Origin of the sequence: Mediterraneibacter sp. 210702-DFI.3.120 (assembly GCF_020561005.1) — a bacterium.
In the GTDB taxonomy this organism is placed as follows: Bacteria; Bacillota; Clostridia; order Lachnospirales; family Lachnospiraceae; genus Mediterraneibacter; species Mediterraneibacter faecis.
Genome location: NZ_JAJCNG010000018.1, coordinates 26,265 through 46,368, shown reverse-complemented (window position 1 = coordinate 46,368; position 20,104 = coordinate 26,265). Strand labels below are relative to the sequence as shown.

Below are 20,104 nucleotides of genomic sequence, written 5' to 3'. Positions count from 1 at the left end.
TTCCTTGTATTTACCAGTGAAATCGGATATACTAAAGAATAGTCAATCTTTGAAAAATTTGATATTTATAAGAACAAAAACCAAGGAGAAAAAGAATGAGTATATATGATTTGAATGCATATGAAGTGCTCCAGACAGAAGATTTATCTGATCTGAAGTCAAAGGGGACACTTCTGAAGCATAAGAAAAGCGGAGCACGAGTGCTTCTTATGGAAAATGATGATGAGAACAAGGTGTTTACAATTGGATTCCGTACACCACCGTCAGACAGTACAGGAGTTCCACATATTATGGAACATTCTGTTCTGTGCGGATCGAAAGAATTTCCGGTGAAGGATCCGTTTGTTGAGCTTGTGAAAGGTTCTCTGAATACATTTTTGAATGCGATGACTTATCCGGACAAGACAGTATATCCGGTGGCAAGCTGCAATGACAAGGATTTTCAGAATCTGATGCATGTCTATATGGATGCAGTATTTTATCCAAATATTTATCAGAATGACAAGACATTCCGCCAGGAAGGTTGGAGCTATAAGCTGGATAATCCAGATGGAGAGTTGACAATCAGCGGTGTTGTATACAACGAGATGAAAGGAGCATTCTCTTCTCCGGAAGGCGTACTTGACCGCGTGGTTCTGAACTCTCTGTTCCCGGATAATACGTATTCCGTAGAGTCCGGTGGAGACCCGGAGGTAATTCCGGAACTTACTTATGAGCAATTTTTAGATTTCCATAGAAAGTATTATCATCCATCTAACAGCTATATTTATCTGTATGGTGATATGAATATGGAAGAGAAATTAAGATGGCTTGACGAGAAGTATTTGTCAGATTTTGAGAATGAACCGGTGGATTCAGAGATTCATCTGCAGAAGCCATTTACAGAGATGAAGGAAGTCGTTCAGGAGTATTCCATCGCAAGTGAAGAGAGTGAGGAGGATAACACCTATCTTTCTTATAATAAAGTGATCGGTACTACACTGGATGAGAAACTGTATCTGGCATTTGAGATTCTGGATTACGCACTTCTGTCCGCACCGGGCGCACCGCTGAAGAAAGCACTTCTCGATGCAGGGGTCGGCAAGGATATCTCAGGATCTTATGACAACGGAGTTTATCAGCCGATTTTCTCTGTGATTTCTAAGAATGCGAATGTAGAGCAGAAGGAAGAATTCGTTCGTGTAATTGAAGATACATTGAAAGATATTGTGAAAAATGGAATCAATAAGAAAGCACTTCGCGCAGGAATCAACTATCATGAATTCCGTTTCCGCGAGGCTGATTTCGGAAATTATCCGCGTGGACTGATGTATGGACTGCAGTTGTTTGACAGCTGGCTTTATGATGAGACAAAACCATTTATTCATATGCAGGCGATTCCGACATTTGAATTCTTGAAGGAACAGGTGGAGACAGGATACTTTGAAGAACTGATCCAGAAATATCTTCTTGATAACACACATGGTTCTATCGTGATCATTAAGCCGGAGCGCGGACGTACTGCAAGAATGGATAAGGAACTTGCAGATAAGCTCCAGGCATACAAAGACAGTTTGTCAAAAGAAGAAATTGATGCACTTGTGAAAGCAACGAAAGAGTTGGAAGAATATCAGGAAGAAGAGTCGGCACCGGAAGATTTGGCGAAGATTCCTGTACTCGGGCGCGAAGATATTTCCAGAGAGATCGCACCGATTTATAATAAAGAGCTTGAGACAAGCGGAGTGAAGCTGGTACACCATGAAGTTGAGACGAATGGAATTGGATACACAGCGCTTTTGTTTGACCTGTCCGGTATTCCGGAAGAGAAACTTCCATATATTAGCATTCTGCAGAGTGTGCTTGGAATTATTAATACAAAGAATTATGAATACAGTGAACTGTTTAATGAGATCAATGTACACACAGGAGGAATCGGAACTTCTCTGGAGCTTTACACAGACGTAACAAAGGTAAAGGAGAAAGAATTCCGTGCGACATTTGAAATCAAAGGTAAAGCACTGTATCCGAAGATGGATGTTCTGTTTTCTATGATGCGTGAGATTCTGATGGAATCTGATCTTGGGGATGAGAAGCGTCTGAAAGAAATCTTAGCAATGTTGAAATCCAGACTGCAGATGTCCTTCCTGTCATCCGGACACACAACAGCAGCCCTTCGTTCCCTGTCTTATACTTCACCGATGGCGAAGTTCAAAGATGATACAGATGGAATCGGTTACTATGAGGTTGTAAAGGAACTGGAGGAAAACTTTGAGGAGAAGAAAGCAGAACTGATTGAAAACTTAAGACAGATTGCACAGCAGATTTTCCGCAAGGATAATCTGATCATCAGTTATACTTCATCAGCGGATGGTCTTGCACCGATGGAAGAAGCATTTGCAAAGATTGCAGACACACTTCACACAGAGGAAAAGGAAGCAGAGATACCGTGTGAAATTCATTGTGTGAAACGCAACGAGGGATTCAAGACATCTTCAAAAGTTCAGTATGTTGCAAGAACAGGTAACTTTATCGACCGTGGTGTTGAGTATACAGGAGCACTTCAGATTCTGAAAGTCATCTTGAGCTATGATTATCTGTGGCAGAATGTCCGTGTGAAGGGCGGAGCTTACGGATGCATGAGCAGCTTCAATCGTATTGGAGAGGGATATCTGGTATCTTACCGTGACCCGAATCTGGAGAAGACAATGGAAATCTACGAAGGAGTTGTGGATTATCTGAAGAACTTTAATGTAGATGACAGAGACATGAACAAGTTTATTATCGGAACGATCAGTAATATTGATCGTCCGATGAATCCGGCAGCAAAGGGAAGCAGATCAATGAATCTTTATATGAACCATGTATCTGCTGAGATGATCAGGGAAGAGAGAGATCAGATCCTTGATGCACAGCAGTCAGACATCCGTGCACTTGCCGATGTACTTCAAGCATTACTTGATGCACATGAACTTTGCGTGATCGGAAGTGAAGAGAAGATTGAGGAGCAGAAAGAGATGTTCCTTGAAATAAAGACGCTTTAAGATGGAAAAAGAAAGGAAAAAGTATGCAGGATAATTTTAAATCAGGATTTGTCACACTGATCGGAAGACCAAATGTTGGAAAATCTACTTTGATGAATCGTCTGATCGGACAGAAGATTGCAATCACATCAAATAAACCACAGACAACAAGAAACCGTATCCAGACTGTTCTGACAACAGAGGAAGGTCAGATTGTGTTCGTAGATACACCGGGAATTCACAAAGCAAAGAATAAACTTGGTGAGTATATGGTGAATATTGCAGAACGTTCTTTGAATGAAGTGGATGTTGTACTTTGGCTTGTAGAGCCATCTACATTTATCGGTGCAGGTGAGAAGCATATTATTGAGCAGTTAAAGAAGGTAAAGACACCGGTTATTCTTGTTATCAATAAAGTTGATATGGTGAAGAAGGAAGAGGTTCTTACTTTTATTGATGCATATCGCAAGGAATGTGATTTTGCAGAAATCGTTCCGGTATCTGCAAGAAGAGGCGATAATACGGATGAGCTTGTGAATGTAATTATGAAATATCTTCCATACGGACCGCAGTTCTATGATGAAGATACAATCACAGACCAGCCGGAGCGCCAGATCGTGGCAGAGATTATCCGCGAGAAAGCATTGCACAGCTTGAATGAGGAGATCCCTCATGGAATCGCAGTAGCAATCGATCAGATGAAGATGAACCACAAAGTGTGTCATATTGATGCTACAATCATCTGCGAGAGAGATTCCCATAAAGGGATCATCATCGGAAAGCAGGGAAGTATGCTGAAAAAAATCGGAAGTACTGCAAGATTTGAGATCGAGCGTCTGCTGGATTGCAAAGTAAATTTGAAGCTGTGGGTAAAGGTTCAGAAGAACTGGAGAGACAGCGATTATATGATGAAAAATTTTGGATACAGGGAAGACGAGATGTAAGCCCTGAAATGCATTTGCGGTAAATTCTGAAGAAATTCTAAAGAAAAAAGTGCTGTTCCTTAAAGAATGGCACTTTTTTCTTTAATAAATGCCAAAGCCTATTGTTATTATGAAAAAGTGGGATAAAATGATGTAAGTACATAGCAATGGAGCAATCTGGTTACATCATAAAATGGGAAAAGAATGGAGAAAACAAGAAGTGAGACAAAGGACAGGGGATTTGGACAGAAAGAGAATAATAGAAATCTTACTCCCGCCGGTAATTGTTTTTCTGGTGAATTCAGCTGTCTACTGGGGAGCACCGAGATTGACAGATACAAGGGAGTACCATAACCTGTCACTTGCATTAGATACAAAGATCCCATTGATCCCGGCATTTATTCTTGTTTATTTTGGATGTTACAGTTTCTGGGTGATTAATTATCTGCTTGTATCATTGCGGGAGGAAGAGATAAAATACAGATTCTTTACGGCTGATTTGTATGCAAGAATCATTTGTTTTCTGTTTTTTGTGTTTTATCCGACAACAAATGTAAGACCAGAACTTGTAGGAAACGGAATTTTTGTTCAGGGCATGCGCTTTTTATATCAGATTGATGAACCGGTGAATTTATTTCCATCAATCCATTGTATGGCAAGCTGGTTCTGTTGTATTGGAATCAGGGGAGATAAAAAAGTACCGGTGTGGTATAAGATCGTATCTGTAATGATTGCAGTGTTGGTCTTTATTTCTACGCTTGTAACAAAACAGCATGTAATTGTGGATGTGATCGGTGGAGTTGCGGTAGCGGAGCTGACCTGGTTTGTGGGCTGCCGGACAAACGGATGGAAAATTTACAGAAATCTGGTTCGTAAAGCAGGAGGAGAAAATGGAAAATAAAAAGAAAATGATATTTAATGTACTTTTTCTCTTTCTTGTCTTTGCGGCAACAATCTATGGAGTATTCCATGGGGAGGATTTAAGTGAGATTGCAGAAATTCTGAAAACAGTGAATTTATACTGGTTGCTTCCGGGTGTTGCCTGTGTGATTATCTTTATCTGGGGAGAGTCAATTATTATATTTTATATGATGCATACGCTTGGTATTCATCTAAAGAAATGGAAATGTTTCTTGTTTTCCTCTGTAGGATTCTTTTTCAGTTGTATCACACCATCCGCAACAGGAGGACAGCCGGCGCAGATTTATTATATGAAGAAAGAGAAAATTTCAATCCCGGTATCAACGCTTGTATTGATGATTGTCACGATTACCTATAAGATGGTTCTCGTTGTGATCGGTCTTGGACTTATGATCTTCGGCAGGGGATTCATCAGAACACATATGTATAATATCCGTCATATTTTTTATCTTGGAACAGGCCTAAATGTATTTTGTGTGGCTTCTATGCTGCTCCTTGTATTTCATCCGGTGCTTGCGCGTTCTATTCTTGTAAAAGGGATGGAACTGCTGGAAAAAATGCATCTGATGCGATATAAAAGTACAAGAATTGAGAAACTGAATGCATCGATGGATCAGTATCATACAACAGCGGTTTATCTGAAAGATCATATAATGGTACTGGTCAATGTATTTGCAATCACATTATTTCAGAGGTTCGCACTGTTTACAGCAACCTGGTTTGTATATAAGGCATTTGGACTGTCCGGAACGAATGCATTCGTGATTATTCTTCTGCAGTCTGTGATTTCCGTTTCTGTGGATATGCTGCCACTGCCGGGGGGGATGGGAATCAGTGAAAAACTGTTTTCGATGATTTTTGAACCAGTTTTTGGAAGTGCACTTTTGATCCCGGGAATGATCTTAAGCAGAGGACTTGGATATTATACAGAATTATTGATCAGTGCAATTTTTACGATCGTGGCGAATTTTACAATAGGAAGAAACTTAAGGAAGAAAGCATAAATAAAAGGATGGTTATTCTGATAAGAATAAAAGCAAGGGGGAAATAAAATGTTAGGTGTTTATGATTACACAGTTATACTTACATATATCAGTCTGTGGATTTCAATTGGTGGGATGATGCTGTCATTGAATGGACATCTGGATCTTGCAGTATTGTGTCTTGCATTGTCTGGTCTGTGTGATATGTTTGATGGGAAGATTGCAAGAACAAAGAAGGATAGAACAGAAATAGAGAAACGTTTTGGAATCCAGATTGATTCACTGTGCGACATTGTCTGTTTTGGAGTTGGACCGGCGATCATCTGTTATTGTATGGGAATGAATGGGATTGTCGGTGTTCTTATTCTTATGTTTTATGTGTTGGCAGGATTGATCCGTCTGGCATGGTTTAATGTAACAGAAGAGTGCCGACAGGATGAGACAACAGAGAACAGAAAGTGTTATCAGGGATTGCCGATCACATCCATGTCGATCGCATTACCGATTCTTGTTGTGCTTCGCCCATTTTTGCACTGTGATTTCAGAATTGCACTGCATGCGATGGTTCTTCTTGTAGGACTTCTGTTTGTTATGGATTTCAAATTAAAAAAGCCGGGGAATAAGACACTTTCTGCATTAGTCGGAGTAGTAGCGGTTGCAGTAGTCTGGACATTGAGACGAAGATTCATGTAAGAGGAGAGATTATGATTTATGCAGACAGAAACGGAAACAGGATGGAGAAAACAACAGGGCAGGACAGATTCCTGGAATATATCTATGGACATACATTGACAAGAATGATGTTGAAACCATTGCTTGGATCCGGGGTATCCCGACTTGGCGGAAAAGTGCTGGACAGCAGAGTGTCCAGGCTGTTGATTCCATCGTTTGTCAGAAAGAATCAGATTGATCTGTCAATCTATGAAAAGAAACATTATTCTTCTTATAATGACTTTTTTACGCGTAAGATTTTAGTGGAGGAACGTCCGATTGACGGAAGAAAAGAAGTGCTGATCAGTCCTTGTGACGGGAAAGTGACAGTTTGTCCGATTCAAAGGGATGGACTTTTTCTTATCAAACAGACACAGTATACAGTCCGTAGTCTTCTGAAGGATGAAAAGCTTGCGAAACGCTATGAAGGTGGAACAGCTTATATAATCCGTCTCACGGTAGATGACTACCACAGATATTGTTATGTGGCAGATGGTGTGAAATCTGCACAGCGAAAGATCAGAGGAGTATTCCATACAGTAAATCCGGTGGCAAATGACTATGCTCCGATTTACAAGATGAATACAAGGGAATATTGTCTTGTACAGACAGAAGAACTGGGAACCGTTTTGCAGATGGAAGTCGGTGCTCTTATGGTTGGACGGATTAAGAATCATAAAAAGAAAGTATCTGTTGTACACCGGGGAGAAGAAAAAGGAATGTTCGAGTTTGGCGGGTCTACAGTCGTTCTTTTGACAGAGCCGGGAAAAGTGCAGACGGATGAAGATCTGGTGAGAAACAGTGCAACCGGTGCAGAGACATTGATAAAGATGGGGGAGAAAATTGGTGAAAAATGTCAGAAAGAACCGTTTTCGGGCGAGAACTGAGGATTTTCTATAGCTTTCTAAAATAAAGTGTGCTAAAATGGCTGTGTTTGTTAAAGAAACATAGCCATTTTTTGCAAATATGCAGAGAAACTGTTACTGTTCACTCCCGTGTCAATCACTCCGCTGATTGACACGGAGGAGGCATGTTTTGGCTTGAATGCATCTCGCCTCATCGCCAAAGGCGATTTAAAATGGCGAGATGCGTTGCTGGTCGCACATCGTGTGAACAGTAACGAGAAACTTTTTCGTATCAATATGGAGATAAGACAGAGAGAGGGAGGAAAATTCAGGTGAAAAAGAGAAGAATACTTGCAGTTCTTTTGATTGTTGCACTTGCAGTTGCTTCTTTTTCCGGTTGTGGAAAGAAGAAAGAAAAGGAAGAGCCAAAGAAAGAGACAAAGCAGGTAGTACAAGAGGAAGAAGAGCCGGAAGAAGTAGAAGAAGAGCCGGAAGTTAATCAGGAGACATTTGCTATTTTTGGAGTTGACTCCAGGGAAAATAATCTTGGTAAGGGAACAAGATCAGACTCCCTGATGGTGGTAAATGTAGATAATACAAATAAAAAAGTGTATATTGCTTCTGTCTATAGAGATTGTTATGTACAGATTGAAGGTCATGGTCTGGATAAGATCACACATGCACACTCTTTCGGAGGACCGGAGCTTGCAATGGATACATTAAATACAAACTTTGATCTGGATATTCAGAAATATATTACAGTTAACTTTATGAATGTTGCAGAACTGGTTGATGATATGGGTGGAATCGAGCAGGACATTACAGAAGAAGAAACAAAGTATATCAACGGTTATATTGATGAACTTAATGGAATCCGAGGAACATCTTCTGCACACATTACAGAAGCCGGTACTTATACATTAGACGGAACACAGGCGGTTGCATTTAGCCGTATCCGTTATACAGAAGGAGGAGATTATAAGAGAAGTGAAAGACAGAGAACAGTTCTCTTTAAGATTTTCTCAAAAGCACAGGAGCTTGACAAAGCGAAAAAGATCGATATTGCCAAGAGCATGCTTGATAAAATTAATACAAACTATTTAGAGAGCGAAGTGCTTCGTCTTTTAAGTACAATCACAGAATACAAGGTGGAAGCAATGGATGCATTTCCAAAGGTATTCTATTCCGGTAAGATTGATGGTGTGTTCTATGAAGTTCCGGTTACACTGAATGACATGAGTACACAGATGCATACATTTTTGTATCCGACAGAAACGTATACACCTTCTGAGACAGTTCAGTCGATCAGTGCTCAGGAAAGCGCAGTAGCGCCGACAGCGAATAATGATTTTACACAGCAGTAAGAGCTGGAGTTAAACCGATTTTTGAAAAGAGTTGTGAGAAATAGAGGATAATCTCGTTTTTTACAGCTCTTTTTTGTATATGAAAAAGTCACGTTCTGGTTACTGTTCTGATATAGAAAAACATCTACTCGGGTTGCAATTACTTTCAATTTTATAAAATGTGTGTTATCCTAGCATTGGATGTTATTTGAACGTTTAACTAAGATAAGAAAAAGGTAGATAAGGGGTAAGAAATGAAATACGAGAAGATGAATAATCTCTTCCTGCGTCAGTCCTATCTGGATTCCTGGGAAGATTATGAAAGAAGTTTAAAGAAAAAAAGCTTTATCAAATGGGATTATATTATATTGACAGCATCAAATGAAGCACAGGCAACGGCTTATCGGAATCAGATCGAGAACCGTCTGGAAAAAGGTCTTCTTCCGGAAGAGACAACGTATGCGGTTCTTCCGGATCCGGAGGGAAAACGTGTGGGATCAGGAGGAGCTACATTTCAGGTGATGCGTTATATTGCAGAACAGGAACCGGAGAGAGAGAATCCTTTTAAGAATCGTAGAATTCTTGTGATTCATTCAGGTGGTGACAGCAAGAGAGTGCCGCAGTATTCTGCAATCGGCAAGCTTTTCTCACCGGTTCCAAGAGAATTGCCGGATGGAAGAAGTTCCACTTTATTTGATGAGTTTATTGTGGGAATGTCAGGAGTTCCATCCAGAATCCAGGAGGGAATGCTTGTTTTGTCAGGTGATGTATTGCTTCTGTTTAATCCACTCCAGATTGATGCGCAGTTTGACGGAGCAGCAGCAATTTCCATTAAAGAGCCGGTAGCTACAGGAAAAAATCATGGCGTATTTCTGAATGACGGACATGATTATGTAAAGTGCTTTCTTCATAAACAGACGGAAGAGCGTCTGCGAGAGATGGGAGCTGTTAATAAAGCAGGAAATGTAGATCTTGATACAGGTGCGGTATTGTTTGGCAGCGCACTGTTGCAGGCACTGTTCCGTCTGATTTCAACAGGGGGCAAAGTAGACGAGAAGAAATTCAGGCAGTTTTGTAATGAAGAAGCAAGGATCAGCTTTTATGGGGATTTTTTATATCCGCTTGCAAATGATTCTACATTAGAAGATTTCTATAAAGAGGCAGCAGAAGGACAGCTCAATGAGGCACTGCATGAATGCAGGACACAGATCTGGAATGCGATCCATCATTTCTCAATGAAGCTGTTGTGTCTGTCACCGGCGGAATTTATTCATTTCGGGACAACAAGGGAATTGAGAAGCCTTGTAACAAAAAATGTGCAGGATTACGAGTTCCTGGATTGGAAGATGCAGGTGAATTCAGCGGTGCAAAAAGAAGGATTTGCAGCGCATAATGCTTATGTAGGAAGCCGTGCAAAGATAGGAAAAGAAGCATATCTGGAGAATTGTTATATTCTTGGTAATTCTGAGGTCGGCGACGGAACCGTTCTTTCCCATGTGCGCATTATGGACCGGAAGATTCCAGAACAGATTGTTATGCACGGAATTGAACTGACAGGTGGGAAAAAAGTAATTAGGATTTATGGTGTACCAGATAATCCGAAAGGAAAATATCCGGGAGAGGTTTCATTTCTCGGCACGACATTGAATCAGTTTATGGCTCAGAATAAAGTGACGAAAGAAGAACTCTGGAAAGGAGAAGAGACCTATCTGTGGTTTGCAGATCTTTATCCGGTGTGTGATGACTGGGAAGATGCACTTGATATGGCTGAAATCATTTACAAGATGGCACATGGTACTGCAACAAAAGAAGAGATTTCCAGATGGCGTGAGACTGAACGTATGAGCCTCTATTCCAGTTTTAATGCAGCAGATATTGAGGCATCCTGTGATCAGGAGAGGTTTCTTGAAAACCGTATTCTTGCAAGGTGTTTCATCAGAAAACTGGAGCAGGGAATGTATTATGCGGATGCACTCAAGATATTTGGAAAGCGTGGAATATCGAAAGAAATCTTTAAGTTACTGATGGAAGATGCGGCAGAAGCAGATTTCTCATTGAAGATTCGAATCTATCATGCAGTCTCCTGTTATATGAAAAAGACAAGAACGATTTATGATGATCTGCATTATGATGCACTTGAGAATGACTGTTTTGGAACAATCCAGGAGGTAATTTATGAAGAAGCAGAGAAGAAACTTCCGGATAGTGCAGGATATAGAATTGTAAAAGATCAGGTTGATATCGCCCTTCCGGTTCGCGTGAACTGGGGCGGAGGCTGGACGGATACACCACCACATTGTAATGAAAAGGGTGGAGTAGTTCTTAATGCTGCAATGAAATTAAGAGGAATTTATCCGGTACAGATCACGGTGAAGAGATTAGATGAGCTTCATGTGGAATTTGAAAGTAAGGATATCGGAGTCTATACAACTGTAGACAGTGCAGCTGAGATCCAGGATTGTCATAATCCATATGATTCATTTGCACTGCATAAAGCAGCTTTGATCGCCTGTGGAATTATCCCGGTCAGGGAAGAAGCAGATCTTCAGGAGATTTTAAAGCGGATGGGAGGAGGAATCTATCTTTCTACCCAGGTTTATGGAGTACCGAAAGGATCAGGACTTGGAACAAGCAGTATCTTATCAGGAGCGTGCGTAAAGGGAATCTTTGAATTTCTTGGTCAGGAGCGTACAGATGCAGAGATCTATGATGTTGTCCTTGGTATGGAGCAGATCATGAGTACCGGAGGAGGATGGCAGGATCAGGTTGGCGGACTGACAGAAGGAATTAAACTGATCTCAACAAAACCGGGGATTGCTCAGAATCTTGTTGTAGAGAAGATAGAAATGCCGGAAGAGGGAAAGAAAGAACTGAAAGAACGTTTCGCATTGATTTATACTGGTCAGAGGCGTCTCGCAAGAAATTTGCTGCGTGATGTGGTTGGTGGCTATATCGGAAGCAGACCAGAATCATTGAAGGCATTAAAGGAGATGAAGGCAGTCGCCGTGTTAATGCGTTTTGCACTGGAGCAGGGAGATATTGACGAATTTGCTGAGCTTTTAAACCAACATTGGAAATTATCCTGTATGTTGGATGCCGGTACAACCAATACCTGTATCGATCAGATCCTTCTTGTATGTGAAGACCTGATCGATGGGAAGTTTATATCAGGAGCCGGTGGAGGCGGATTCATTCAGGTGATTCTAAAGAAAGATGTGACAAAGGAGCAGCTGCATGAACGTCTGCATGGCGTGTTCCAGGACAGTGGCGTAGATGTATGGGATTGCGAATTACTTGTTTAACGTATAAGTAAGACAAGAAATGAAATTTGACAAAGAATTTCTACATGGTATAATGAGCGAAAAAGAAAGCAGTATATCAGTTAGGAGTAGATTTTTGAAGAGCAATAAGAAAACGAATAGAGCGAAGAACAGGAAATTGACGATGATCTCATTTTTGCCGGCAATCATTTGGCTGATCCTTCTTCTGGTTTTGTCAAGCCAGAATGGACCACAGACAGCGGCAACCAGTCTGCCGATGGCAGAATGGATCCAACAGCACTTTTTTCCACAGGACAGTGTGGATTATGTGCATATGTATCTGAGAAAATGGGCACACTTTATCGTTTATTTCATAGAATCAGGATTATTGGTTCTGGCAATGAAGAATGTGATGAAAGCCTGGAAAGCGGCGTGTGCGGTATTCGGACTTTGTACGATCCTGGCAATTGCAGATGAGGCACACAAGGTTCTGATCGTAGGAAGACACTGTCAGTGGGATGAAGCAGGAATCAATATTGTCGGTGTGATCATGGGAGTGTTGCTGACCTGGAGTATTCTATGGCTGATTCGTTGGGCAAGGGGAACACTTGAAGATTAGAAGGAATATTTTCGCAGAAAGCTTCATATAATGACATCAGGAAGACAAGCGGTGAAAGGGGAAATCGAAAGGTGGTTCTTGGATATATTGTCTGTTTTCTCGGTGGTCTGATTCTGGGCGTAGTCCTTATGTGTTTGCTTCAGATAAAGAGATGATTTGTGAGAGAGGTTGAGAGGCCTCTCTTTTTTTGTATATCAGGAAAGTATTTTCCTGATATACAAAAAATACTCCGTTTAGGATCTGCACAAATCCGAAAAACACCCGTTGTTGTTTTACATAAACTTAACATTTGGTTGATTTCAGACTTTACATTTCTTACGTAACATATGTACTGTGCTTGAGGGAAGCATAAATGACTGCAGAAAATAAAAAAAAGAAAATGCAGTGGGATTAGAAATGTGTATGAAATGTAAAGGAGATAATTGACATGAAAATGAAAAAGTTTATTGCATTACTTACAGTAGCAGGTATGACAGCAACAATGGCAGTTGGATGTGGAAGTTCATCAAACGAAACTTCAGATAATGCAGCAGATACAAATACAGAGAGCAGTGACAGCTCATTAAGCGGAACAATCACAGCAGCCGGTTCATCAGCACTGAAACCACTTGCTGATGATGCAGCAGATTCGTTTCTAAATGATCATCCGGATGTATCTATCACAATTGATGCAGGCGGTTCAGGAGAAGGACTGAAGCAGGTATCAGAAGGAACTGTAGATATCGGTAACTCTGATGTGGCAGCAGAAGATAAACTGGATGAGACAGCAGCAAAAGAGCTTGTAGATCATCAGGTATGTGTTGTAACTATGGCACCGATCGTAAACAAAGATGTTGCAGAAGCAGGTGTTAAGAGTCTTACAAAAGAGCAGTTGATCTCCATCTTCACAGGAAAGACAACAAACTGGAAAGATGTTGGAGGACCGGATGAGGATATCGTTCTTGTAACACGTCCTGAGTCTTCAGGAACAAGAGCAACATTCCAGAAATATGCACTGGACGGAAACGAAGAAGCTTCTAACACATCCATGGAAACAGATGATTCCGGAGTTCTTCTTACAAATGTAAAGAGTACAAACGGAGCAATCGGTTATGTAGCACTTTCTTATCTGACAGGAGATGCAGGTGTTGAGACAGTAGCAATTGATGATGTTGAGCCAACACTTGAGAATACTTACAGCGGAAAATATCCTGTATGGACATTCGAGCATATGTACACAAAGGGTGAACCAAATGAAGTGACAAAAGCATTCCTTGATTATATTACAGGTGATGAATATGGCGCTCAGATGGAGAAACTTGGTTATGGTGTTGCATCTAAGATGACTGCAACAGAGCACTAATAGCATAAAGTGAAAAGCTATGAAATGTACTGTGTGTTCCGAGAAAATTCAGAACAGCAGTACATTTCACTGATAAAAGGTGAAAATATGAAGAAACAAAACATGTTTACAAAAGAGTATGCATGGAGAGGACTGATGACAGCGGGCGGTTTGCTTGTTATTGCCATCACAATCTGTATCGGAGCCTTTCTTATATATAAGGGATCCGGTACATTTACGATATTTGGTCATTCCATATTTGAATTCTTAGGATCGACAGACTGGAACCCGGAAGATAATGCACAGGGGGGTGGAACTGTCGGAGCATTGATCTTTATCGTGGGTTCTCTATGTACATGTGGTCTGGCACTTCTGATCGCGACTCCATTTGCAGTAGGTTCTGCAATCTTTATGATTGAGATCGCGCCGAAATTCGGAGAAAAGTTTTACAGACCAATCGTTGAAATTTTCGCAGGAATTCCATCAGTTGTTTATGGATGGGTTGGACTTACAGTCCTGATTCCGGCAATTAAGAAAGTATTTCATTTACAAGTTGGACATTCAGTTCTTGCGGCAGGGATTGTTTTGGCACTGATGATCTTCCCAACCATCAGTAATGTGGCAGCAGATTCCATTCATTCTGTGCCAAAAGATTACCGTATGGCAGCCTACGGACTGGGTTCTACAAGATGGCAGTCCATTTATAAAGTTGTCATTCCGGCAGCAGGTTCAGGAATTCTTTCAGGAATTATTCTCGGACTTGCGAGAGCATTCGGTGAGGCACTTGCGGTTGCAATGGTAATTGGACAGACAACAGCTCTTCCAAAGGGATTATTCTCCACAACAAAGAGTTTGACTACAGAAATCGCAGCACAGATGGGAAATGCAACGGAGGGCGGTGAGATGAAGACAGCACTCTGGACAATGGCATTGTTATTGTTCTTATTATCTCTGTTATTCATCCTGCTGATCCATTATTTTTCAAGACCGAAGAAAGACAAAGAGTAAGGGGGAGCAAATAGATGAATCGAGTACAACGTGCGCGTGGAATAAATCAAATAATGACCGGCGTGTTTTATCTGATCGCAGTGTTCTTCTTTACATTATTGATTGGATTTGCATCTTATGTAATTATCAAAGGATTTACAGGAGCAACACCGGAGATGTTTGCCTTTGCGAGAAAAGGAAGCATCGGAAACCAGTTGTTCAATACAATTTATCTGGTATTTATTTCGTTGTTATTCTCCATTCCGCTTGGAGTGACAGCCGGAATCTATCTGGCAATGTATGCGAAGAAAGGATTTCTTACAAAATTTCTAAGAATCTGTATTGAGACACTTTCTTCGCTTCCGTCCATTGTTGTTGGATTGTTTGGATATCTGGTATTTCTTGTGTTTTTCGGACTTGGAAAAAGTCTTCTCGCAGGAGCATTATCAGTTTCCATTCTGGCGATCCCAGTTATCACAACAACGACAGAGGACGCGATCAATGGTCTGCCGGGACATTACCTGCAGGCAAGTCTTGGACTTGGAGCAACAAGATGGCAGTCCATTTATCATGTGTTGATCCCGGCGTGTATCCCAAGAATCATGACAGGTGTCATCCTGGCAGCAGGAAGAGGATTTGGTGAGGCGGCAGCACTTCTGTATACAACAGGATCAGGAACAGATCTGCGCTGGAACAACTGGAATCTGACATCCCCAACCTGCCCGCTGAATATTTTCCGTCCGGCAGAGACATTGTCATTGCAGATCTGGGGACTTCAGATCAATGGACAGGATCCGAATCTTGCAAACCTGTCAGCAGCAATCCTGATGATTCTTGTTCTGCTGTTCAGCATTGGCGCAAATGCATTGAGCCGACACATTAATAAGAAGAATTCGGGAAACTAAAGACAGAAAATGAAAGAGGAAGCCAACTGATAATTTCTATGTCAATCATTTTATTGACTGGCATGTGGAAAGGATAATTAATAAAAATGGAAGCAAAAAAAGCAAATGATTATAAATTTGATATCAGCCATCTGAATCTTCATTATGGAGACTTCCATGCACTCAAAGATGTGAATATGAAGATCGAGGCGAATAAGATCACTGCATTTATCGGACCTTCCGGATGTGGAAAATCTACATTTCTGAAGACACTGAACCGTATGAATGACTTGGTGGAAAACTGTAAGATTGACGGAAATGTGCTGTTGGATGGCAAAGACATTTTTAAGGAAATGGATGAGATCACACTGCGTCATCGTGTTGGAATGGTATTCCAGCAGCCAAACCCATTTCCAAAGAGTGTGTATGATAATGTAGCTTATGGACCAAGAATCGCCGGAATTAAGAAAAAATCTCAGCTGGATGAGATCGTAGAGAGAAGTCTTCGTCAGGCAGCAATCTGGGATGAACTCAAAGACCGTCTGAATAAAAGTGCACTCGGACTTTCCGGTGGACAGCAGCAGAGACTTTGTATTGCGAGAACACTGGCAGTTGAGCCGGAAGTAATTCTGATGGATGAGCCGACATCCGCACTGGATCCAATCTCAACATCTAAGATTGAAGACCTTGCGATGGAGCTGAAAAAAGATTATACTATCGTTATGGTAACGCATAATATGCAGCAGGCAGTCCGTGTATCGGATAACACAGCATTTTTCCTCTTAGGAGAAGTGATTGAGTATAATGACACTGAGAAATTGTTCTCCATTCCTGAAGATAAGAGAACAGAGGATTACATCACAGGGAGGTTTGGTTGATTTATGCGTAACAGATATGATATGCAGCTGCATCTTTTGGATACACAGCTTACACATATGGGTGAGTTGTGTGAAACAGCAATTGCAAAGGTAACTCAGGCATTAAAGGAAGGTAACACGGAACAGGCTAAGATTGTGATCAAAGAAGATGAAGAGATCGATCAGATTGAAAAAGATATCGAGAGACTTTGTCTGAAGCTTCTGCTCCAGCAGCAGCCGGTCGCAAGAGACCTCAGAAGAATCTCAGCAGCACTTAAGATGATCACAGATATGGAGCGAATCGGAGATCAGACTTCTGATATCGCAGAGATCATCATTTCATCCAAGTGGGAGAAGATGGATGAGAATCTTGACAAGCTGACAGCGATGGCAACAGGCGTAAGCAAGATGGTTCGCAACAGTGTAACAGCATATGTTGAGAAAGATCTGGAGCTTGCACGTACAGTCATGAATGATGATGATGAGATTGATGATTATTTTGATGAGATCCGGGATCAGATCATCCAGCTGATCCGTGAGGGTGATGGCCGTGATGGAAGAAAACTCTTTGATTTTATCATGGTTACAAAGTATCTTGAGCGAATCGGAGACCATGCGACAAATATTGCCGAGTGGGTAGAATTTGCAATTACCGGAGTGCATAAGGATAGTGCTGTAATGCATTAGAAGGAGAAAGAAATATATGATTTTTTGTGTAGAAGATGACGATAACATTCGCGAACTTGTAATCTACACTCTGGAGACAACCGGACTGGAAGCCAGAGGATTCGCAGACGGGACAGCATTTATGGAGGCTTTGGCGTTTGACACGCCAGAGCTTGTTTTGCTTGATATTATGCTTCCAGGGGAAGATGGACTTGAGATTCTTAAGAAACTGAAAAATTCATCAAAGACAAAGGATATCCCTGTGATCATGGTGACAGCGAAAGGTTCAGAGTATGATAAAGTAGTAGGACTTGATTCAGGGGCGGATGATTACGTGACAAAACCATTCGGTATGATGGAGCTGATCTCCAGAATCAAAGCGGTATTAAGAAGAAGTGGAAAACAGCAGGATAAGACGAAACTTACTGTCGGTGAAATCAGCTTAGATACGAAGAAGCATGAAGTGAAAGTAGACGGTGAGAATGTCGTGTTGACATTGAAAGAGTTTGAACTTCTTGAAAAACTGATGCGTAATCAGGGAATCGTGCTGACAAGAGACCAGCTTCTGACAGAGATCTGGGGCTATGATTTTGACGGCGAGACAAGAACGGTTGATGTTCATATCCGGACACTCCGCCAGAAGTTAGGTGAGCAGGGCAGTCTGGTTAAGACAGTTCGTGGTGTTGGATATCGGATCGGTGGAGAAGCGTAATACAAGTCTGGAGGATATGAGAAAGTGAGAAAACGAATTCAGAAAAGCATGATGTTTATACTGATTGCAATTTTAGTTCCGATATATCTGATCATGTCTGTTGTTGTGTATCAGCGGAACCTGAAGATCCTTGAGGGTGAGATCAAACAGGAAGCAGCGTATATCAAACGGGCAGTCGATCTGTCAGGAACAGAGTATCTTGCACAGCTGGATGATGTGGATCAGGGAACGCGAGTGACGCTGATCGCATCTACGGGAGATGTTCTGTATGATTCCAGAAATGATGGAAGTACGATGGAGAATCATAAGACCAGAGCCGAAGTACAGCAGGCTTTGAAGAATGGAACAGGCGAGAAGATCCGTATGTCAGATACCGTAAGCAAAGAATTGTATTATTATGCGGTTCTTCTGGATGATGGGAACGTTCTCCGTGTTTCAAAATCAATGGATAGTCTGATGTGGACTTCATTAAATATTTTGCCGGTGGTTATAGGGATTGGAATCATTGGACTTGTACTTGCCTGGTTTCTTGCAAAATGGCAGACAAACAGACTGATGGAACCTGTAATTCATTTGGATTTGGAAAACCCATTGGATAATGTTGTATATGAGGAGATGACCCCGCTTTTGAAAGCTATGGATAAGCAGAATAAAGAAAAAGAAGCTGTGGCCAATATGCGTAAAGAATTCTCTGCAAATGTATCCCATGAGCTGAAAACTCCGCTCACTTCGATTTCCGGATATGCAGAGATCATGATGAATGGACTCGTGCGTCCGGAGGATATTCCGAGATTTTCTGAGACAATTTATAAGGAGGCACGTCGGCTTTTGACATTGATTGAAGATATTATTAAAATATCAAAGCTAGATGACGAATCTGTTGAGCTTGAGAAAGAAGATGTAGATTTATTTGAACTGACGAGAGAAATTGTCAGTCGTCTTTCTCTTACAGCGGCTCAGCGGAATATTCATATGGAACTGACAGGAGAATCTGTGAAAATACATGGAATCCGTCAGATTCTGGATGAAATGATCTATAACATTACAGAAAATGCTGTAAAGTATAATAAAGAAAATGGAAATGTAACCATTTGGGTAGGAAATACACTGGAAGGACCGAAAGTCCGCGTGAGTGATACAGGGATCGGAATTCCAAAAGAACATCAGGATAGAATCTTTGAACGATTCTACAGAGTTGATAAGAGCCATTCGAAAGAACGGGGGGGAACAGGACTTGGACTGTCGATCGTGAAGCATGGAGCAATTCTGCATGGGGCGAAAGTTCAGGTGGATAGTGAGTACGGAAAAGGAACAAGAATGGAGATTATATTTCCTGAGAAATAAAATAGTGCTGTTTTACGCAGGAGAAGAGGAAGAAAACCTTCCTTTTCTTCTGCGTTTTTGCTTGAATCAAACAAGAGGTTGTGCTAGGATAGATATAACAAGTGGAAAATATCCCCTGCGGCTGATTTTACGTTACTGTTCACTCACGTGTCAATCACTCCGCTGATTGACACGGAGGATGCGTGTTTTGACTTGAATGCATCTCGCCCCATCGCCAAAGGCGATTTAAAATGGCGAGATGCGTTGCTGGTCGCACATCGTGTGAGCAGTAACGATTTTACAGAAGACAGCAGGAGATCTGTTTTACACGAAAGAGAAAGGGGCTACGCGTATGCTGATAGAAGTTGATTTCAACAGTGATGAGGCGATTTACATTCAATTGTGTAACCAGATCATTCTTGGTATTGCTATGTCAGATATTCAGGAAGGGGATTCACTCCCATCTGTCAGGCAGCTTGCGGATACGGTTGGAGTGAATATGCATACTGTGAACAAAGCGTATCATGTGTTGAAGCAGGAAGGATATATTAGTCTGGATAAACGCAGAGGTGCGGTGATCGCAGTTGATGTAGATAAACTTCAGCAGCTCGAAGCGATGAAAGAGCAGTTAAGGATCGTACTTGCGCGAGGGCGTTGCAAGAATATCTCACGGCAGGAGGTTCATGGGCTGGTAGATGAGATATTTGACGAGTATGAGCTGCACGAGAACCGGTAGCAGAGAAGTAGAAA

General features: G+C 41.4%; 17 protein-coding genes. All 17 read left to right on the top strand.

Going from position 1 to position 20,104, the window contains the following annotated elements:
- Positions 1 to 95 precede the first annotated feature (95 nt).
- The 17 genes from LI162_RS10450 (at position 96) to LI162_RS10370 (ending at position 20,090) form a co-directional block, all read left to right on the top strand.
- A complete protein-coding gene (locus tag LI162_RS10450; RefSeq protein WP_227156545.1) occupies positions 96 to 3,020 on the top strand; it encodes an insulinase family protein in 2,925 nt (974 codons plus the stop codon).
- A gap of 23 nt (positions 3,021 to 3,043) precedes the next feature.
- Positions 3,044 to 3,943: a GTPase Era gene (era, locus tag LI162_RS10445; RefSeq protein WP_015529342.1), complete on the top strand. Its 900-nt coding sequence runs from the start codon at positions 3,044 to 3,046 to the stop codon at positions 3,941 to 3,943.
- 172 nt (positions 3,944 to 4,115) lie between these two features.
- Positions 4,116 to 4,823, top strand: a complete 708-nt coding sequence (locus LI162_RS10440; RefSeq protein ID WP_227156543.1) for a phosphatase PAP2 family protein — start codon at positions 4,116 to 4,118, stop codon at positions 4,821 to 4,823.
- Positions 4,813 to 5,847: a lysylphosphatidylglycerol synthase transmembrane domain-containing protein gene (locus tag LI162_RS10435; protein ID WP_227156541.1), complete on the top strand. Its 1,035-nt coding sequence runs from the start codon at positions 4,813 to 4,815 to the stop codon at positions 5,845 to 5,847. The genes LI162_RS10440 and LI162_RS10435 overlap by 11 nt, the downstream gene beginning before the upstream one ends.
- Positions 5,848 to 5,895: 48 nt before the next feature.
- Positions 5,896 to 6,519, top strand: coding sequence for a CDP-alcohol phosphatidyltransferase family protein (locus LI162_RS10430; protein WP_020435889.1), 624 nt, complete (start codon positions 5,896 to 5,898; stop codon positions 6,517 to 6,519).
- An 11-nt stretch (positions 6,520 to 6,530) separates the two neighbouring features.
- Complete coding sequence (locus tag LI162_RS10425) at positions 6,531 to 7,424, top strand: phosphatidylserine decarboxylase (RefSeq protein ID WP_117499064.1); 894 nt, start codon at positions 6,531 to 6,533, stop codon at positions 7,422 to 7,424.
- A gap of 290 nt (positions 7,425 to 7,714) precedes the next feature.
- Positions 7,715 to 8,746 carry an LCP family protein gene (locus tag LI162_RS10420; RefSeq protein WP_226866181.1) on the top strand — a complete coding sequence of 344 codons (1,032 nt, stop codon included), beginning with the start codon at positions 7,715 to 7,717 and terminating at the stop codon, positions 8,744 to 8,746.
- 233 nt (positions 8,747 to 8,979) lie between these two features.
- On the top strand, positions 8,980 to 12,027 hold the full coding sequence (locus LI162_RS10415; RefSeq protein ID WP_226866182.1) for a fucose pyrophosphorylase domain-containing protein: 3,048 nt from the start codon (positions 8,980 to 8,982) through the stop codon (positions 12,025 to 12,027).
- A gap of 142 nt (positions 12,028 to 12,169) precedes the next feature.
- Positions 12,170 to 12,604 (top strand): VanZ family protein, encoded by a 435-nt coding sequence (locus LI162_RS10410; protein ID WP_015529348.1) that lies wholly within the window; start codon positions 12,170 to 12,172, stop codon positions 12,602 to 12,604.
- Between the two features lie 427 nt (positions 12,605 to 13,031).
- Positions 13,032 to 13,946 (top strand): phosphate ABC transporter substrate-binding protein, encoded by a 915-nt coding sequence (locus LI162_RS10405; protein ID WP_055172917.1) that lies wholly within the window; start codon positions 13,032 to 13,034, stop codon positions 13,944 to 13,946.
- Between the two features lie 87 nt (positions 13,947 to 14,033).
- Positions 14,034 to 14,933, top strand: coding sequence for a phosphate ABC transporter permease subunit PstC (gene pstC, locus LI162_RS10400; protein WP_020435884.1), 900 nt, complete (start codon positions 14,034 to 14,036; stop codon positions 14,931 to 14,933).
- Positions 14,934 to 14,947: 14 nt separating this feature from the next.
- On the top strand, positions 14,948 to 15,817 hold the full coding sequence (gene pstA / locus LI162_RS10395) for a phosphate ABC transporter permease PstA (protein ID WP_015529352.1): 870 nt from the start codon (positions 14,948 to 14,950) through the stop codon (positions 15,815 to 15,817).
- Between the two features lie 86 nt (positions 15,818 to 15,903).
- A complete protein-coding gene (gene pstB / locus LI162_RS10390) occupies positions 15,904 to 16,674 on the top strand; it encodes a phosphate ABC transporter ATP-binding protein PstB (protein ID WP_015529353.1) in 771 nt (256 codons plus the stop codon).
- 3 nt (positions 16,675 to 16,677) lie between these two features.
- Positions 16,678 to 17,340 (top strand): phosphate signaling complex protein PhoU, encoded by a 663-nt coding sequence (gene phoU / locus LI162_RS10385; RefSeq protein WP_020435883.1) that lies wholly within the window; start codon positions 16,678 to 16,680, stop codon positions 17,338 to 17,340.
- Positions 17,341 to 17,356: 16 nt separating this feature from the next.
- Positions 17,357 to 18,031, top strand: a complete 675-nt coding sequence (locus LI162_RS10380; protein ID WP_227156539.1) for a winged helix-turn-helix domain-containing protein — start codon at positions 17,357 to 17,359, stop codon at positions 18,029 to 18,031.
- A 24-nt stretch (positions 18,032 to 18,055) separates the two neighbouring features.
- Positions 18,056 to 19,375, top strand: a complete 1,320-nt coding sequence (locus LI162_RS10375; RefSeq protein ID WP_055166663.1) for a sensor histidine kinase — start codon at positions 18,056 to 18,058, stop codon at positions 19,373 to 19,375.
- Between the two features lie 331 nt (positions 19,376 to 19,706).
- Positions 19,707 to 20,090, top strand: a complete 384-nt coding sequence (locus LI162_RS10370) for a GntR family transcriptional regulator (RefSeq protein ID WP_015529356.1) — start codon at positions 19,707 to 19,709, stop codon at positions 20,088 to 20,090.
- Positions 20,091 to 20,104 lie beyond the last annotated feature (14 nt).

What these genes read in the sequence shown, in the direction of transcription:
- LI162_RS10450 (WP_227156545.1), top strand. Translation starts at nt 96, where the DNA reads ATGAGTATATATGATTTGAATGCATATGAAGTGCTCCAGACAGAAGAT.
- era (WP_015529342.1), top strand. Translation starts at nt 3,044, where the DNA reads ATGCAGGATAATTTTAAATCAGGATTTGTCACACTGATCGGAAGACCA.
- LI162_RS10440 (WP_227156543.1), top strand. Translation starts at nt 4,116, where the DNA reads ATGGGAAAAGAATGGAGAAAACAAGAAGTGAGACAAAGGACAGGGGAT.
- LI162_RS10435 (WP_227156541.1), top strand. Translation starts at nt 4,813, where the DNA reads ATGGAAAATAAAAAGAAAATGATATTTAATGTACTTTTTCTCTTTCTT.
- LI162_RS10430 (WP_020435889.1), top strand. Translation starts at nt 5,896, where the DNA reads ATGTTAGGTGTTTATGATTACACAGTTATACTTACATATATCAGTCTG.
- LI162_RS10425 (WP_117499064.1), top strand. Translation starts at nt 6,531, where the DNA reads ATGATTTATGCAGACAGAAACGGAAACAGGATGGAGAAAACAACAGGG.
- LI162_RS10415 (WP_226866182.1), top strand. Translation starts at nt 8,980, where the DNA reads ATGAAATACGAGAAGATGAATAATCTCTTCCTGCGTCAGTCCTATCTG.
- LI162_RS10410 (WP_015529348.1), top strand. Translation starts at nt 12,170, where the DNA reads ATGATCTCATTTTTGCCGGCAATCATTTGGCTGATCCTTCTTCTGGTT.
- LI162_RS10405 (WP_055172917.1), top strand. Translation starts at nt 13,032, where the DNA reads ATGAAAATGAAAAAGTTTATTGCATTACTTACAGTAGCAGGTATGACA.
- pstC (WP_020435884.1), top strand. Translation starts at nt 14,034, where the DNA reads ATGAAGAAACAAAACATGTTTACAAAAGAGTATGCATGGAGAGGACTG.
- pstA (WP_015529352.1), top strand. Translation starts at nt 14,948, where the DNA reads ATGAATCGAGTACAACGTGCGCGTGGAATAAATCAAATAATGACCGGC.
- pstB (WP_015529353.1), top strand. Translation starts at nt 15,904, where the DNA reads ATGGAAGCAAAAAAAGCAAATGATTATAAATTTGATATCAGCCATCTG.
- phoU (WP_020435883.1), top strand. Translation starts at nt 16,678, where the DNA reads ATGCGTAACAGATATGATATGCAGCTGCATCTTTTGGATACACAGCTT.
- LI162_RS10380 (WP_227156539.1), top strand. Translation starts at nt 17,357, where the DNA reads ATGATTTTTTGTGTAGAAGATGACGATAACATTCGCGAACTTGTAATC.
- LI162_RS10370 (WP_015529356.1), top strand. Translation starts at nt 19,707, where the DNA reads ATGCTGATAGAAGTTGATTTCAACAGTGATGAGGCGATTTACATTCAA.